14 protein-coding genes are annotated in these 12877 nt (G+C 67.8%); 6 read left to right on the top strand and 8 right to left on the bottom strand.

Annotated features, from left to right (window positions below):
• Positions 1–8: 8 nt before the first annotated feature.
• The 4 genes from BTO20_RS13505 to ctaC all read right to left on the bottom strand — a co-directional run bounded on the left by BTO20_RS13505 (position 9) and on the right by ctaC (position 3151).
• Positions 9–611 carry a DUF2561 family protein gene (locus BTO20_RS13505; protein WP_087076595.1) on the bottom strand — a complete coding sequence of 201 codons (603 nt, stop codon included), beginning with the start codon at positions 609–611 and terminating at the stop codon, positions 9–11.
• Positions 611–1510, bottom strand: a complete 900-nt coding sequence (locus BTO20_RS13500) for an MmpS family transport accessory protein (RefSeq protein WP_087076593.1) — start codon at positions 1508–1510, stop codon at positions 611–613. The genes BTO20_RS13505 and BTO20_RS13500 overlap by 1 nt, the downstream gene beginning before the upstream one ends.
• 177 nt (positions 1511–1687) lie before the next feature.
• Positions 1688–2107 (bottom strand): cytochrome c oxidase subunit 4, encoded by a 420-nt coding sequence (locus BTO20_RS13495; protein WP_029373780.1) that lies wholly within the window; start codon positions 2105–2107, stop codon positions 1688–1690.
• Positions 2108–2119: 12 nt separating this feature from the next.
• Positions 2120–3151: an aa3-type cytochrome oxidase subunit II gene (gene ctaC, locus BTO20_RS13490; protein ID WP_087076591.1), complete on the bottom strand. Its 1032-nt coding sequence runs from the start codon at positions 3149–3151 to the stop codon at positions 2120–2122.
• Positions 3152–3333: 182 nt separating this feature from the next.
• On the opposite strand from ctaC, the gene asnB reads away from it, so the two are divergent.
• Complete coding sequence (gene asnB, locus BTO20_RS13485; protein ID WP_087076589.1) at positions 3334–5310, top strand: asparagine synthase (glutamine-hydrolyzing); 1977 nt, start codon at positions 3334–3336, stop codon at positions 5308–5310.
• Between the two features lie 27 nt (positions 5311–5337).
• Here asnB and BTO20_RS13480 read toward each other — a convergent pair whose 3' ends face one another.
• Complete coding sequence (locus tag BTO20_RS13480) at positions 5338–6321, bottom strand: carbohydrate kinase family protein (RefSeq protein WP_087076587.1); 984 nt, start codon at positions 6319–6321, stop codon at positions 5338–5340.
• A gap of 172 nt (positions 6322–6493) precedes the next feature.
• Here BTO20_RS13480 and BTO20_RS13475 point away from each other — a divergent pair, with 172 nt between their 5' ends.
• Positions 6494–7105: an Rv0361 family membrane protein gene (locus tag BTO20_RS13475; protein ID WP_087076585.1), complete on the top strand. Its 612-nt coding sequence runs from the start codon at positions 6494–6496 to the stop codon at positions 7103–7105.
• A 36-nt stretch (positions 7106–7141) separates the two neighbouring features.
• Here the strand turns inward: BTO20_RS13475 and BTO20_RS13470 are convergent, their stop codons facing one another.
• Positions 7142–7498 (bottom strand): HesB/IscA family protein, encoded by a 357-nt coding sequence (locus BTO20_RS13470; protein WP_087076583.1) that lies wholly within the window; start codon positions 7496–7498, stop codon positions 7142–7144.
• A 143-nt stretch (positions 7499–7641) separates the two neighbouring features.
• Here BTO20_RS13470 and BTO20_RS13465 point away from each other — a divergent pair, with 143 nt between their 5' ends.
• Genes BTO20_RS13465 through BTO20_RS13450 form a run of 4 tightly spaced genes read left to right on the top strand, consistent with a single transcriptional unit; the run spans position 7642 to position 10656 of the window.
• On the top strand, positions 7642–8313 hold the full coding sequence (locus tag BTO20_RS13465; protein ID WP_087076581.1) for a DUF3043 domain-containing protein: 672 nt from the start codon (positions 7642–7644) through the stop codon (positions 8311–8313).
• A gap of 26 nt (positions 8314–8339) precedes the next feature.
• Positions 8340–8879 carry a bifunctional adenosylcobinamide kinase/adenosylcobinamide-phosphate guanylyltransferase gene (locus BTO20_RS13460; RefSeq protein WP_087076579.1) on the top strand — a complete coding sequence of 180 codons (540 nt, stop codon included), beginning with the start codon at positions 8340–8342 and terminating at the stop codon, positions 8877–8879.
• A gap of 14 nt (positions 8880–8893) precedes the next feature.
• Positions 8894–9937 (top strand): nicotinate-nucleotide--dimethylbenzimidazole phosphoribosyltransferase, encoded by a 1044-nt coding sequence (gene cobT / locus BTO20_RS13455; protein ID WP_087082038.1) that lies wholly within the window; start codon positions 8894–8896, stop codon positions 9935–9937.
• Positions 9934–10656 carry an adenosylcobinamide-GDP ribazoletransferase gene (locus BTO20_RS13450; RefSeq protein WP_087076577.1) on the top strand — a complete coding sequence of 241 codons (723 nt, stop codon included), beginning with the start codon at positions 9934–9936 and terminating at the stop codon, positions 10654–10656. Before cobT ends, BTO20_RS13450 begins: the two co-directional genes overlap by 4 nt.
• Here the strand turns inward: BTO20_RS13450 and BTO20_RS13445 are convergent.
• Both BTO20_RS13445 and BTO20_RS13440 read right to left on the bottom strand, forming a co-directional pair.
• Positions 10653–11642: an IS481 family transposase gene (locus BTO20_RS13445; protein WP_087076574.1), complete on the bottom strand. Its 990-nt coding sequence runs from the start codon at positions 11640–11642 to the stop codon at positions 10653–10655. The two genes, BTO20_RS13450 and BTO20_RS13445, sit on opposite strands and share 4 nt — an antisense overlap.
• Before the next feature lie 108 nt (positions 11643–11750).
• Positions 11751–12857, bottom strand: coding sequence for a branched-chain amino acid aminotransferase (locus BTO20_RS13440; RefSeq protein WP_087076572.1), 1107 nt, complete (start codon positions 12855–12857; stop codon positions 11751–11753).
• Positions 12858–12877 lie beyond the last annotated feature (20 nt).

Below are 12877 nucleotides of genomic sequence, written 5' to 3'. Positions count from 1 at the left end.
GCAACCGGCTAGGCCGCGGCCAGCTCGTCGAGTTGACGCAGCGCAACGATCGGCAGGGCCACCATGCCGACCGTGATCAGCCCGGCCACGCCATAACAGATCCAGGCGCCGAGATCGCTTTCCGTGGCCATCAGATACGTCGCGATGCCGATGGCTGCCGTGGCAGCGCCGATCGCGGCGGTGATCGCCAACGTGTAACGCAACCACACCTGCTCGACGGCGGCCGCAGCTACGTCGTCGCCGCCGTAGCGGCTCACCAGTAACGGCGGCTCCGAGGTACGCCCCGGGGTTACCACCCGGCGCCCGGGCATGTCCTGCGGCGGCCTGACGGCAGCGCGTGCGGGCTGGGGCTGTTGCCGGTTGCCCGCCTGGGCCCGGGCCCGCAGCAGCAACGGCACGGCGCCGACGATGACGACGGCCGATGTGCCGATCACGGTGTAGAGCAGCCACGGGGTGCCTGCCGAGTCCGAACCTTGCGCATGGGTACGGCCGAGGTCCACGAGCGCGACGATGGCGGCGACACCGGCCCCCAACGCCGCGAGCCAGGCAGCCACGCAGGCGCCCAGGAGGATGCGGTCGGTGCTGTCGAGGTCGTCGAGAGGTCCGGTCATCAGCAGGCCGTCTGTGCGGAGTTGTTGGCGTTGGAGCTCAAGACCGTTCCGTCGCTGGTGGTGATCGAGCAGTTGAGCCGGCTCACCAGGAACAGGCTGGAGGCCTCGACCGAGCCGACGTCGGAGTTGGAGATCGGGGTCATCGTGAAGGTCCACGGGATGTAGACGTTGCGCAGGGTGCGGCGGTTACCGTTCCCGTCCACATAGGTGATGGTGATGATGTCTCCTGGTGCCTTGGTGCCGGTCACCGAATAGGTGACCTGTCGCGGCCCGGTGTGCGTCGTGGTCGGCCGCGCAGGCGCGGCGCTGGTGGTCGCAGGCGGGGGCGGCGCCTCCGGGCTCGGCTCGGGGGCCGGAGCGGGCGGCGGTGGCGGTGGCGCGGTGACCGTGACGGTCTCCGGCGGGGGCGGAGGCGGCGGCACTTCCGATGTCGGCGGGGGCGGCGGAGGTGGCGGGGTCGTCGTGGTGATCTCGTCCTGCACGGGCGGCTTGGACACCGTGGTGCTCGTCGACGGGGTCGCCAGGTTCGACGTGTGGTCGTCGCGGGTCACCAGGACCGCGACCGAGGCCACCAGTGCGATGGCAGCGACGATCGCGGTGATCCCGACAATCCACGGCCACCGCGGCGGCGGACGGTCGTCAGCCAGCTCGGAGGCCGGGTCGTAATTGTCGTAGTCGTAGAGCGCGAGATCGGCGGGCACGTACGGCCCGCTGGTGAACTGCTCGGATTCCGGCGCGGAGTATGCCTGTGAATAGGCCTCGGTCACCGACTCGCCGGTTGCCGGCCCGGCGTCACCGGCGACCTCTGCCGGCTCCTCGGGGGCGGCATGCTTCCCGGGTTGCTCGTCCGGCACATCCGAACCGGCGGCAACCGGCTCGGTGGGATTCGGCCCGCTCATCTACGCATATCCTTCTCGACTGCTTCACCACGCCCGCCGATGGCCGTAACGGTTCCGGCTGACGGTGCCCCGGCAACATTACCCAACCGGGTGGCGGCAGTCAGAAAGGCAATGCCGATGACCGCAGAAGTTATCGCCCTCTTGTGACCTTGACCGGGTGTTACTGCCGCAGTGCGGTCAGTGCTTCTCCGGGCCCCAGTAGAATTCGAAGACCAGGCCGGCAGCCGTCGTCAGGACGAAGCAGACGCCCGCGAAGATCAGCCACGGCAGCCACAGAGCGGCGCCGACAGCCGCCGTCGAGAAGGACAGCGCGATCATGATGGGCCACCAGCTGTGCGGGGCGTAGAAGCCCAGTTCGCCTGCACCGTCGCTGATCTCGGCATCCTCGTAGTCCTCTGGACGGGTGTCGAGACGACGGGCCACGAACCGGAAGAAGGTTCCGGTGATCAGGGTCAGACCGGTGGTCAGCACCAGGGCGGTGGTACCCGCCCACTCGACACCACCGGTGGCGAACATCGCGGTGAGCACGCCGTACACCACGGCCGACAGCGCGAAGAAGGCGGTGAGGATCTCAAACAACCGAGCTTCAATATGCATGAGTCGTAATCCCTACTTGCTCGCCTGCGGAACCTGAGCCTGCTCGCCGCGCCGGCTGTCGAACGGGTGGGTTGTGGTTGCCAGCGGGGCCTGATGGATCGCCTGCAGCGCTTCGGCATTCGTCTTACCGGCGACGCGCGCATCCATGTAGGTCTTGAAGTCGTTGGGCTCCACCACGCGCACCTCGAAGTTCATCATCGAGTGGTAGGTGCCGCACATCTCGGTGCAGCGGCCCACGAACGCGCCCGTCTGCTCGATCTTGCTGACCTGGAAGACGTAGTCGGAGTGGTTGGCCTCCGGGTTGGGCATCACGTCGCGCTTGAACAGGAACTCCGGAACCCAGAAGCCGTGGATGACGTCGGCGGAGTTGAGGATGAACTCGATGCGCTTGCCAACCGGCAGGACCAGCACCGGGATCTCGCTGGACGAGCCCAGCGTCTCGACCTTGTCGAAGTTCAGGTACGTGCGGTCCTCGGGGTTCAGGCCGCGCACCGCGCCGACCCGCTCCTCGCCGTGCTCGTCCTTGCCCTCGGGCTTGGACGTCATGGCGGCCTTGCGTGCCGGATCCGCGCCGTCGAAGTTGAACGTGCCGTCGGCGTAGGCGATCTTCTGGTAGCCGAACTTCCAGTTCCACTGGAAGGCGGTCACATCGATGACCACCTCAGGGTTGGGGTCCTTGTGCAGCATGCGCTCCTGCACCACCACGGTGAAGTAGAACAGCACCGAGATGATCAGGAACGGGATCACCGTCAGAACCAGCTCCAGCGGCATGTTGTAGCCGAACTGGCGCGGAAGTTCCTTGTCGCCCTTCTTCTTCCGGTGGAAGGCGCTGGACCAGAAGATCAGTGCCCACACGATGGCGCCAACGACGAACGATGCGATGACTGACCCGAGCCAGAGATCCCGGTTCAATTTGCCTTCCGGCGTGATGCCGTTCGGCCAGCCCAGGCCCAGCACGTCCTGCCAACTGCAACCGCTCAGCAGTAGCGCCGTGCCACCCAGGACCATTGACAACGCCACCACCCGGAGCCCGCGAGGTGTCACGTTGGCGCCTCCTAGAAGTCGGTAAAACTAGACCGCGATCGGTCATCAACTCAGCGAATACTACGCAGCGTAGACCACGCCCGTACGCCGGAGCGAAGCGACCGCCGAATGTGTCGTCGGGCAGCGGCGAATGTGTTCGGGTGCTGCGCTGCGAAGCCTCCGCGATTAGGCATACTGGCCCGGTGTGCGGACTGCTGGCGCTGGTAACTGACCCTTCACTGGCCAAGCCGGGTGAGGCCGCCCCTGATGCCGGATCCCGGCTGGTCGACGCGGTGGCCGAGGCTGCCCATCTGATGCGTCATCGCGGCCCCGACGAGCCAGGAACGTGGTCGGACGCCGGCCCGGACGGATCGGGCCCGGCGGTGGTGCTCGGCTTCAACCGGTTGTCGATCATCGACATCGCCCACAGCCACCAGCCGCTGCGCTGGGGTCCCACCGAGTCGCCGGACCGGTACGTGCTGGTGTTCAACGGCGAGATCTACAACTACCTGGAGCTCCGCGAGGAGCTCCGGGACAAGCACGGTGCGGTATTTCACACCGACGGTGACGGCGAGGCCATCGTCGCGGCCTACCACTACTGGGGTACCGAGGCGCTGCACCGGCTGCGCGGCATGTTCGCCTTCGCGTTGTGGGACACCCAGGAACGCGAGATGTTCTGCGCCCGCGACCCGTTCGGCATCAAGCCGCTGTTCATGGCGACCGGTCCGGGCGGCACGGCCGTGGGCAGCGAGAAGAAGTGCCTGCTGGACTTGGCCCCGGCGCTCGATCTGGACCTCGGCATCGATGAACGCGCCGTGCAGCACTACACCGTGCTGCAGTACGTGCCCGAACCGGAGACCCTGAACCGCGGCATCCGGCGGCTCGAATCGGGCAGCTACGCCCGGATCCGGCCCGGCTCGCGGCCCGAGGTGACCCGCTATTTCGAGCCGAAGTTCTCCGCTGTGCCGGTCATCGCCGGCGAGGAGCAGGCCCGCTACGACGAGATCACCGCGGCGCTGGAGGACTCGGTCGCCAAGCACATGCGGGCCGACGTGACGGTGGGCGCGTTCCTGTCGGGCGGCATCGACTCGACGGCCATCGCCGCGCTGGCGATGCGACACAACCCGCGGCTGATCACGTTCACCACGGGCTTCGAGCGCGAGGGATTCTCGGAGGTCGACGTCGCCGTCGCGTCCGCGGAAGCCATCGGCGCCCGGCACATCACCAAGGTGGTCAGCCAGGCCGAATTCGTCGAGGCACTGCCGGAGATCGTCTGGTATCTGGACGAGCCGGTGGCCGACCCCGCGCTGGTGCCGCTGTTCTTCATCGCCCGAGAGGCCCGCAAACACGTCAAGGTGGTGCTCTCCGGTGAGGGCGCCGACGAGTTGTTCGGCGGTTACACGATCTACCGCGAGCCGCTGTCACTCAAACCGTTCGATTATCTCCCCCGCCCGGTCCGTAAATCGCTGGGCAAGGCATCGAAACCGCTACCGGAGGGCATGCGCGGCAAGAGCCTGCTGCACCGCGGTTCGTTGACGCTGGAAGAGCGCTACTACGGCAACGCCCGCAGCTTCTCCGACGACCAGCTGCGCGCTGTGCTGACCGGTTTCCGCGAGGACTGGACCCACACCGACGTCACGAGCGCGATCTACGCCCAGTCCGACAGCTGGGATCCGGTGGCCCGCATGCAGCACATCGACCTGTTCACCTGGCTGCGCGGCGACATCCTGGTCAAGGCCGACAAGATGACCATGGCCAACTCGCTGGAGCTGCGGGTGCCGTTCCTTGATCCCGAAGTGTTCGCGGTGGCCTCACGGCTGCCGGTCGACCAAAAGATCACCCGGTCGACCACCAAGTACGCGCTGCGCCGGGCGCTGGAGCCGATCATCCCGGCCCACGTGCTGCACCGCCCCAAGCTGGGTTTCCCGGTGCCGATCCGGCACTGGCTGCGGGCCGGTGAGCTGCTGGACTGGGCGTACGCGACGGTGGCCGCGTCCCAGGCCGGTGAGCTGATCGACCTGGCGGCGGTGCGCGTCATGCTCGACGAGCACCGCAGCGGGGTCAGTGATCACAGCCGCCGGTTGTGGACCGTACTGATCTTCATGCTGTGGCACGCGATCTTCGTCGAGCACAGCGTGACGCCTCAGATCAAAGAGCCGCACTACCCGGTACAGCTGTAGGCGGCGCTTCGATCTGGGCGTGAGCCCTCAGCGCTGGGTGCCGAGGGCCGCACCGATCTCGGCGCCGGCGTCGGCGCCGTAGGCGTCGGACAGCCGCTGCACGGCCTCGTCGCGGTCCCAGCCCCATTCCTGGGGGCCGGTGGCCTCGAGCACCAGCACGGCGACCAGCGAGGCCAGCTGAGCGGAGCGTTCCAGGCTCAATCCGGCGCTGCGGCCGGTCAGGAAACCGGCTCGGAAGGCGTCACCGATGCCGGTCGGGTCGGCTTGATGCTTCTCGGGCACGACGTCGACGTGCACGAACGTGCCGTCCGAGCTGACCAGGTCGACACCCTTGGCGCCGAGCGTGGTGACGCGCATGCCGATCTGGCCCATCACCTGGGCTTCGCTCCAGCCGGACTTCTGCAGCAGCAGATCCCACTCGTAGTCGTTGGTGAACAGGTAGGTGGCGCCGTTGATGAGCTTGCGGATCTCTTCGCCGGACAGCCGGGCCAGCTGCTGCGACGGGTCGGCGGCGAAGGCCAACCCGAGCTTGCGGCACTCCTCGGTGTGCAAGAACATCGCGTCAGGGTCATTGGCGCCGACGATGACGAGCTCCGGAGTGCCGACGCGCGACACCAGGTCGGCCAGCGAGATGTTGCGGGCTTCCGACATCGCGCCGGGGTAGAACGACGCGATCTGGGCCATGTCCTCGTCGGTGGTGCACACGAAGCGTGCGGTGTATGCGCTCTCGGAGATCAGCACGCTGTCGCAGTCGACGTTGGCCGCTTCCAGCCACGCCCGGTAGTCACCGAAATCCTGGCCGGCCGCACCGACCAGGGCCACGTCACCGCCGAGGGTGCCGATGGCGAAGGCCATGTTGCCCGCGACTCCCCCGCGATGCACCACCAAATCGTCGACCAGAAAGCTCAGCGACACCTTCTGCAGATGGTCGGCCAGCAGTTGTTCGGAGAATTTGCCGGGGAACCGCATCAGATGGTCGGTCGCAATGGAGCCGGTAACTGCGATGGTCACGAAGCGTCATCCTTAATTTCGTTAAGTCGTCTAGATAAGGCTACGCGCGCGCCCCCAGCACCGTCGTCGTACGCGGTCGGGCCCCGTGGGGTGCGCTAACCTGCCTGTAGCTGTACGCCAGATCACCGTCGAGCGGTGATCCACAAAACATACCTGCGGGGAGCGCCATTTAATGACTGGTCCCTACCAGTACCCCGAATCCGTTCCGCCAGAGCCTTATCCGGAGGATGCGTCGTCGGTCTATCCGGGGACGCTCCCGCCGCCGGTGCAGTACCCGAAACGGCGGCGCTGGCCACGGATTCTCGCCGTCGTTGTCGCGCTGGCAGTCTTCGCCGGGGTCATCGCCGTGGTGGTCGTGACCCGCAAGCCCGCGCAGCAGCCGGGCGTGGTGTCCGACGAGCAGGCCAAAGCGGCGATCCAGCAGTATCTGAACGCGCTGACCGACGGGGACGACGAGACCATCGCGCGGCATACGCTGTGCGGTCTCTACGACGCGGTCAAGGACCGCAAGGCCGATCTCGCGGTCGCCACGCTGGCCAGCGATGCATTCCGCAAGCAGTTCGGCCGCGCCGACGTCACCAGCATCGACAAGATCGTGCCGTGGTCGGGCACGCAGGCACAGGTGCTCTTCACCATGTCAGTCGCACCGGCGCGTGGCCAGCAGGCACCCCGGGAGGACGCACAGGGTGTCGCGCAGCTACTCGTCGCCAAGGACGCCAAAGACGGCGGGCACGACGAGGTGCTCGTGTGCTCTTACGTGTTGCGCACCGGTGGCCAGTACTGACGAGCAGTACTGGCCAGGGGCGGCGTCAGAACGAGATCAGTTGAAGGAATCGCCGCAGGCGCAAGAGCCGGTGGCGTTCGGGTTGTCGATCGTGAAGCCCTGCTTCTCGATGGTGTCGACGAAGTCGATGGTGGCGCCCTGAACGTACGGGGCACTCATCCGGTCGACAGTCAGCTTGACGCCGCCGAATTCGGAGGTCAGGTCACCGTCGAGAGTGCGGTCGTCGAAGAACAGGTTGTAACGAAGGCCCGCGCAGCCGCCCGGCTGGACCGCGATCCGCAGCGCCAGGTCATCGCGACCCTCCTGGTCCAGCAGCGCCTTCGCCTTGGTGGCCGCGGCGTCGGACAGGATCACGCCGTGAGTCTGAACGGCCGATTCGTCCTGAACAGTCATTGCTCTCCCTAAAGCATCCGTGGGCATCGCCTGATGCCGAAGTCTATGAGTCAACGGTACCTCGTTCTTGCGCTATTCCCGACTCCTCACCGCGTGCGGGGCATGTGGCCGGGCGCCGTCGGGCGGGCAGTAACCTGACTTGCGTGAATCTGCTGGGCCGTAAGAAGCGCGATGACGGCGAGAACGACGAGGCCAAGGGCAGCGCCGCCGAGGCGTCCGACACCACGATCGGTGGCGGCACGGCGCCCAAGGGCCGGCCTACCCCCAAGCGCAATGAGGGCGCCAAGAAGCGTGGGCCGGTGGCGCCGGCCCCGCAGACCGCCGCCGAGGCACGGCGCCGGCGCAAGGAGCTGCGCGGCCCGAAGCTCACCGGCGAGGAACGCAAGGCCGAAAAGTTGACCCGTCGCGCCGAGATGGCCGAGCGCCGGGAAAAGATGATGTCCGGCGACGACGCCTACCTGCTGCCGCGCGACAAGGGCCCAGTGCGGCGGTACGTCCGCAACATCGTGGACTCGCGACGCAATCTGCTGGGCCTGTTCATGCCAGCGGCGCTGGTGATGATCGTGTTCATGATGGCGTTGCCGAGCCTGCAGTTCCAGCAGATCATGTCCTACACGATGCTTGGGCTCGTGGTGATCATGGCGATCGACGGTGTCCTGGTGGGCCGCAAGGTCAACCGGATGGTCGACGAGAAGTTCCCGGGCAACACCGAAAGCGGCTGGAAGCTCGGCTTTTACGCGGCCAGCCGGGCCTCCCAGATTCGTCGGATGCGCGCGCCGCGGCCTGCGGTCAGTCGCGGCGACAAGGTTTCTTGATGTCCGTCGAACCGGCCTGACGTCGGGTGCGCACCCTCGTGCTCGGCGGGATCCGGTCGGGCAAATCGCGGTGGGCCGAGGCGGCGGTCGAGGCTGCTGCCGACGGCCCGGTGCGCTATCTGGCCACCGGTCCCGCGGCTGACACCGATCCGGACTGGTCCGCTCGCGTCGCGGCGCACCGCGGGCGCCGCCCGGCGCACTGGAGCACCGTGGAGTGCGGAGCGGGATCTGACGACGTGGTCCGGCAGTTGGGCGCCGAAACAGTCATCGCGACGCTGCTCGACGATGTCGGCGGCTGGCTGACTGCGACGATGGACCGCCGCGGCGCGTGGTCGGGTGCCCCGGTGGATTCCGATGTCGACGAGCTGGTGGATGCGGTCGCCGCGTTCGCCGCTCCCCTCGTCCTGGTCAGCCCCGAGGTCGGGCTGACCGTGGTGCCCGCCACCGAGGCCGGCCGCCGGTTCGCCGACGCGCTCGGCACGGTCAATCAGCGCCTGGCGGCGGTGTGCGACCGGGTGGTACTCGTCGTGGCCGGTCAGCCGGTCACAGTGAAGGAGCCGTCGTGACCGAACCCGATCCGATGTTCGCCGGCCTCACCGCGCCGGACGCGGCGGTGGCCGCGGATGCGCGGGCCCGGCAGAACCGCTTGACCAAACCACCCGGCTCGCTGGGCCGGTTGGAGGACCTGTCGGTGTGGGTCGCGTCGTGTCAGGGGGTGTGCCCGCCGCGGCAGTTCGTGCGGCCCCGGGTGGTGGTCTTCGCCGGCGATCACGGCGTGACCGCGGCAGGTGTCTCGGCGTTTCCGGCGGCGGTGACCGGCCAGATGATCGCCAACTTCGACGCCGGTGGCGCCGCCATCAACGTGCTGGCCGAGTTGGCGGGCGCGACGGTGCGGGTGGCCGACGTCGCCGTCGACTGCGACGAGCCGCTCTCCCCCGCGATCGGCGCCTACAAGGTCCGCCGCGGGTCGGGAAACATCGCGGTCGAAGACGCCCTCACCGCCGCCGAAGCAGCCGCGGCGGTCGCGGCCGGTGCCCGCATCGCCGACGAGGAAGTCGACTCCGGTGCCGATCTGCTCATCGCCGGCGATATGGGCATCGGAAACACCACCCCCGCAACAACTTTGATCGCGGCCGTGACGGGCACCGAGCCGGTCGCGGCGGTCGGCCGAGGCACCGGCATCGACGACGAAGGCTGGATGCGCAAGACCGCCGCAGTCCGCGACGCGCTGTACCGTGCCCGCAACGTGACCGGTGATCCACTCGGCCTGCTGCGGGTGTGCGGCGGCGCCGACCTGGCGGCGATGGCAGGTTTCTGCGCGCAGGCGGCGGTGCGGCGCACGCCGGTGCTGCTCGACGGCGTGGTGGTGACGGCCGCGGCACTGCTGGCCGACCGGCTCGCGCCCGGCGCGCGGGCCTGGTGGCAGGCCGGTCATCGGTCCACCGAACCTGCACACGCCCTCGCCCTGGCACACCTCGAGCTCGAGCCGATCGTCGATCTCCGCATGCGGCTCGGCGAGGGCACCGGAGCGGCCGTGGCGTTGCCTGTGGTGCGGGCCGCGGTGGCCGCACTGACCTCGATGGCGACGTTCGATGAAGCGGGCATCTCCGAAGAATCGTCGTGATCGGTTCTGTCGCTTCGGCTTTCGCGTTCGGCACGGTTCTGCCGGTGCGTTCGGCGGCCGGGGTGGGCCGTGGCGCGCTGACCGCACTGCCACTGGTGGGCCTGGCGTTGGGCGGGCTGGCCGCGGCGGTGGTGTGGGCCGGTACGCATGCATTCGGGCCCGGGCCGCTCACGGGGGTGCTCGCGGTCGCTGCGCTGATCCTGGCCACCCGCGGGTTGCACATCGACGGACTGGCCGACACCACCGACGGCCTGGGCTGTTACGGCCCGCCGGAACGTGCACTGGCGGTGATGCACGACGGCTCCGCGGGCCCGTTCGGCGTCGCGGCGCTGGTGCTCACGATCGCCGTTCAAGCCTGCACGTTCGCGCAACTGAACACCGTGGCGGTGGTGATCGCGGTGGCCACGGGCCGGGTGGCCGCGGTGCTGGCCTGCCGACGAGGGGTGCCCGCGGCGCCGGGCAGCTCGTTGGGTGCGGCGGTGGCAGGCAGCCAACCGGCCGCAGTCGTCGTCGCATGGGCGTTGGCGCTGGCCACGTCGGCGGTCTGGGCCGGCCCCCGCCCATGGCAGGGGCCGGTGACCGTGCTCATCGCCCTCGGCGTGTGCGCACTGCTGGTAGCCCACTGCGTGCGCCGCTTCGGTGGGATCACCGGCGACGTGCTGGGCGCCGCCGTCGAGGTGACGACGACGCTCGTCGCCCTCGGCCTGGCGGCGCGCTAGTTGTACTGACCTGAGAGGTTAGGCACGCGGCTGGCAGGTGGTTGACCCTTGAGTGCTGTGTGGCCGCGGTGGTGATTGTAGTTGTGTAGCCATCGCGGGTACTCGGCGCAGCGGTCGGTGTCGCTGGTGTAGAGCCGGGCGTAGGCCCATTCGTCGGCCAGGGTGCGGTGGAAACGTTCCACTTTGCCATTGGTTTGTGGCCGGTAGGGGCGGGTGCGCCGGTGCTCGATGTCACCCAGGGCATCGCGAAATTTGTGCGACCGATAGCAGGACCCGTTGTCGGTCAACACTTTCCGCACCGTAAAGCCGCAATGATTGAACCAGGCGTTGGCCCGCAGCCAGAACGCTGCGGCCGTCTCTTTGCGTTCGTCTGCCAGTAGTTCGGAGTAGGCCAGCCGTGAGTGCGCATCGATGGCGGTGTGCAAGAAGTGATACCCCCGCACCGGATTGCCGTACTTGCTGGTCTGCCCTGAACTCTTGTCGGCCTGCCTGTTGCGGCCACCGATAGGTTTTCCCAACATCCGCCAGCCGCCTCCGTCCGGGATCTTGCCCAGCTTCTTGACATCGACATGCACGAGATCGCCGCAGGCCGCGGATTCCATCCGGCGGATGACCCGCCCGGTCGGGCGGTCGAGCCAGCGCAGTTTGGCCAGGCCGTACCGGGTCAGCACGCGGTGCACCGTCGAGGGATGCAACCTCAGCAGATAACCGATACGCGCAGGCCCCCAACGCCGGATGACCCGGACTTTGATGATGCGCCGCTCAGTTCGGGTGGGTGTTCTCTTGGGGCTGTGGTGAGGCCGTGAGCTGCGATCAGCCATGCCGGCATCACCGAGTTCGCGGTACCGCCCGGCCCAGCGAGCTGCGGTGCTCACCGAGACCTGGAACCGCTCGGCAGCCCGCCGCAGCGGCCAACCGTCCTCAACAATGCACCGAGCTAGGCGCAGACGTCCGGTTTCTGACAACGGGGCATTACGGTGGGACATGAAGACCTCCGGAGTGAGTTGGTGCGTTCCTCGACAGCTCGCACTTCACTCGGAGGTCTTCGTCATGTCACTACGCCACGCCGTACCTAACGTCGGTGGTCAGTACAGCTAGTTCAGCCGCGTCATCCAGCCGTGCGTGTCGGCGAAGGTGCCACGCTGGATTCCCGTCAGGGTGTCCCGCAGGGCCATGGTGATCTCACCCGGCTGTCCGTCGGCGATGGTGAACTCGCCCTCCCGATGCTTGACGTGCGACACCGGCGTGATCACCGCGGCGGTCCCGCAGGCGAACACCTCGGTGATCTCGCCGGCGGCGGCCTTCTTCTGCCATTCTTCGACATCGATCTTGCGTTCTTCGACGGCGAATCCGGCATCGGTTGCCAACTGCAGCAACGATTCCCGGGTAATACCGGGCAGCAGCGAACCCGACAGCTCCGGAGTGACCAAACGCGCCGAACCTCCGCTGCCGAAGACGAAGAACAGGTTCATCCCGCCCATCTCTTCGACGTAGCGCCGTTCGATGGCATCCAGCCAGACCACCTGGTCGCAGCCGTTGTCGGCGGCCTGGGCCTGCGCCAGCAGCGACGCCGCGTAGTTGCCGCCGAACTTGGCCGCACCGGTACCGCCAGGAGAGGCCCGCACGTATTCGTGCGACAGCCACACGCTGACCGGCTTGATGCCGCCCTTGAAGTACGCGCCGGCCGGCGAGCCGATGGCCAGGTAGCGGTACTCGTTGGCGGGCCGCACCCCCAGGCCGGGCTCGGTGGCGATGATGAACGGCCGCAGGTACAGCGATTCCTCGCCGCCCGCGGCGGGCACCCAGGCCTCGTCGACCGCGATGAGCTGGCGCAACGACTCCATGAACAGCTCTTCGGGCAGCTCCGGGATGGCCAGCCGGCGTGCCGAGTTCTGCAACCGGGCCGCGTTGGCCTCGGGCCGGAACGACACGATGGACCCGTCGGCCCAGCGATAGGCCTTCAGACCTTCGAAGATCTCCTGCGCGTAGTGCAGCACGACAGCCGACGGATCCAGCTCGATGGGGCCGTACGGGACCACCCGCGCGTTGTGCCAGCCGTCGGCCACGGTGTAGTCGATGGACACCATGTGATCGGTGTGGAACTTGCCGAACCCCGGATTGGCCAGAATGGATTCGCGTACCGCATCGGTCGCTGGGTCCGCGTTGACCGAAACCGTGAACTCTGCAAGACCGCTTGTCATAAGGCGATTGTATCGCCGGT

This window comes from Mycobacterium dioxanotrophicus (assembly GCF_002157835.1).
Taxonomy (GTDB): Bacteria; Actinomycetota; Actinomycetes; order Mycobacteriales; family Mycobacteriaceae; genus Mycobacterium; species Mycobacterium dioxanotrophicus.
The sequence above is the reverse complement of the archived record's forward strand: the minus strand, read 5'-3'. Positions and strand labels throughout refer to the sequence as shown.

Bases quoted from the DNA above. Each gene is read 5' to 3' on its own strand.
- cobT (WP_087082038.1), top strand. From the start codon at position 8,894: ATGTTCGCCGGCCTCACCGCGCCGGACGCGGCGGTGGCCGCGGATGCG.
- BTO20_RS13495 (WP_029373780.1), bottom strand. From the start codon at position 2,107: ATGCATATTGAAGCTCGGTTGTTTGAGATCCTCACCGCCTTCTTCGCG.
- BTO20_RS13505 (WP_087076595.1), bottom strand. From the start codon at position 611: ATGACCGGACCTCTCGACGACCTCGACAGCACCGACCGCATCCTCCTG.
- BTO20_RS13475 (WP_087076585.1), top strand. From the start codon at position 6,494: ATGACTGGTCCCTACCAGTACCCCGAATCCGTTCCGCCAGAGCCTTAT.
- BTO20_RS13470 (WP_087076583.1), bottom strand. From the start codon at position 7,498: ATGACTGTTCAGGACGAATCGGCCGTTCAGACTCACGGCGTGATCCTG.
- BTO20_RS13445 (WP_087076574.1), bottom strand. From the start codon at position 11,642: ATGTCCCACCGTAATGCCCCGTTGTCAGAAACCGGACGTCTGCGCCTA.
- BTO20_RS13500 (WP_087076593.1), bottom strand. From the start codon at position 1,510: ATGAGCGGGCCGAATCCCACCGAGCCGGTTGCCGCCGGTTCGGATGTG.
- BTO20_RS13440 (WP_087076572.1), bottom strand. From the start codon at position 12,857: ATGACAAGCGGTCTTGCAGAGTTCACGGTTTCGGTCAACGCGGACCCA.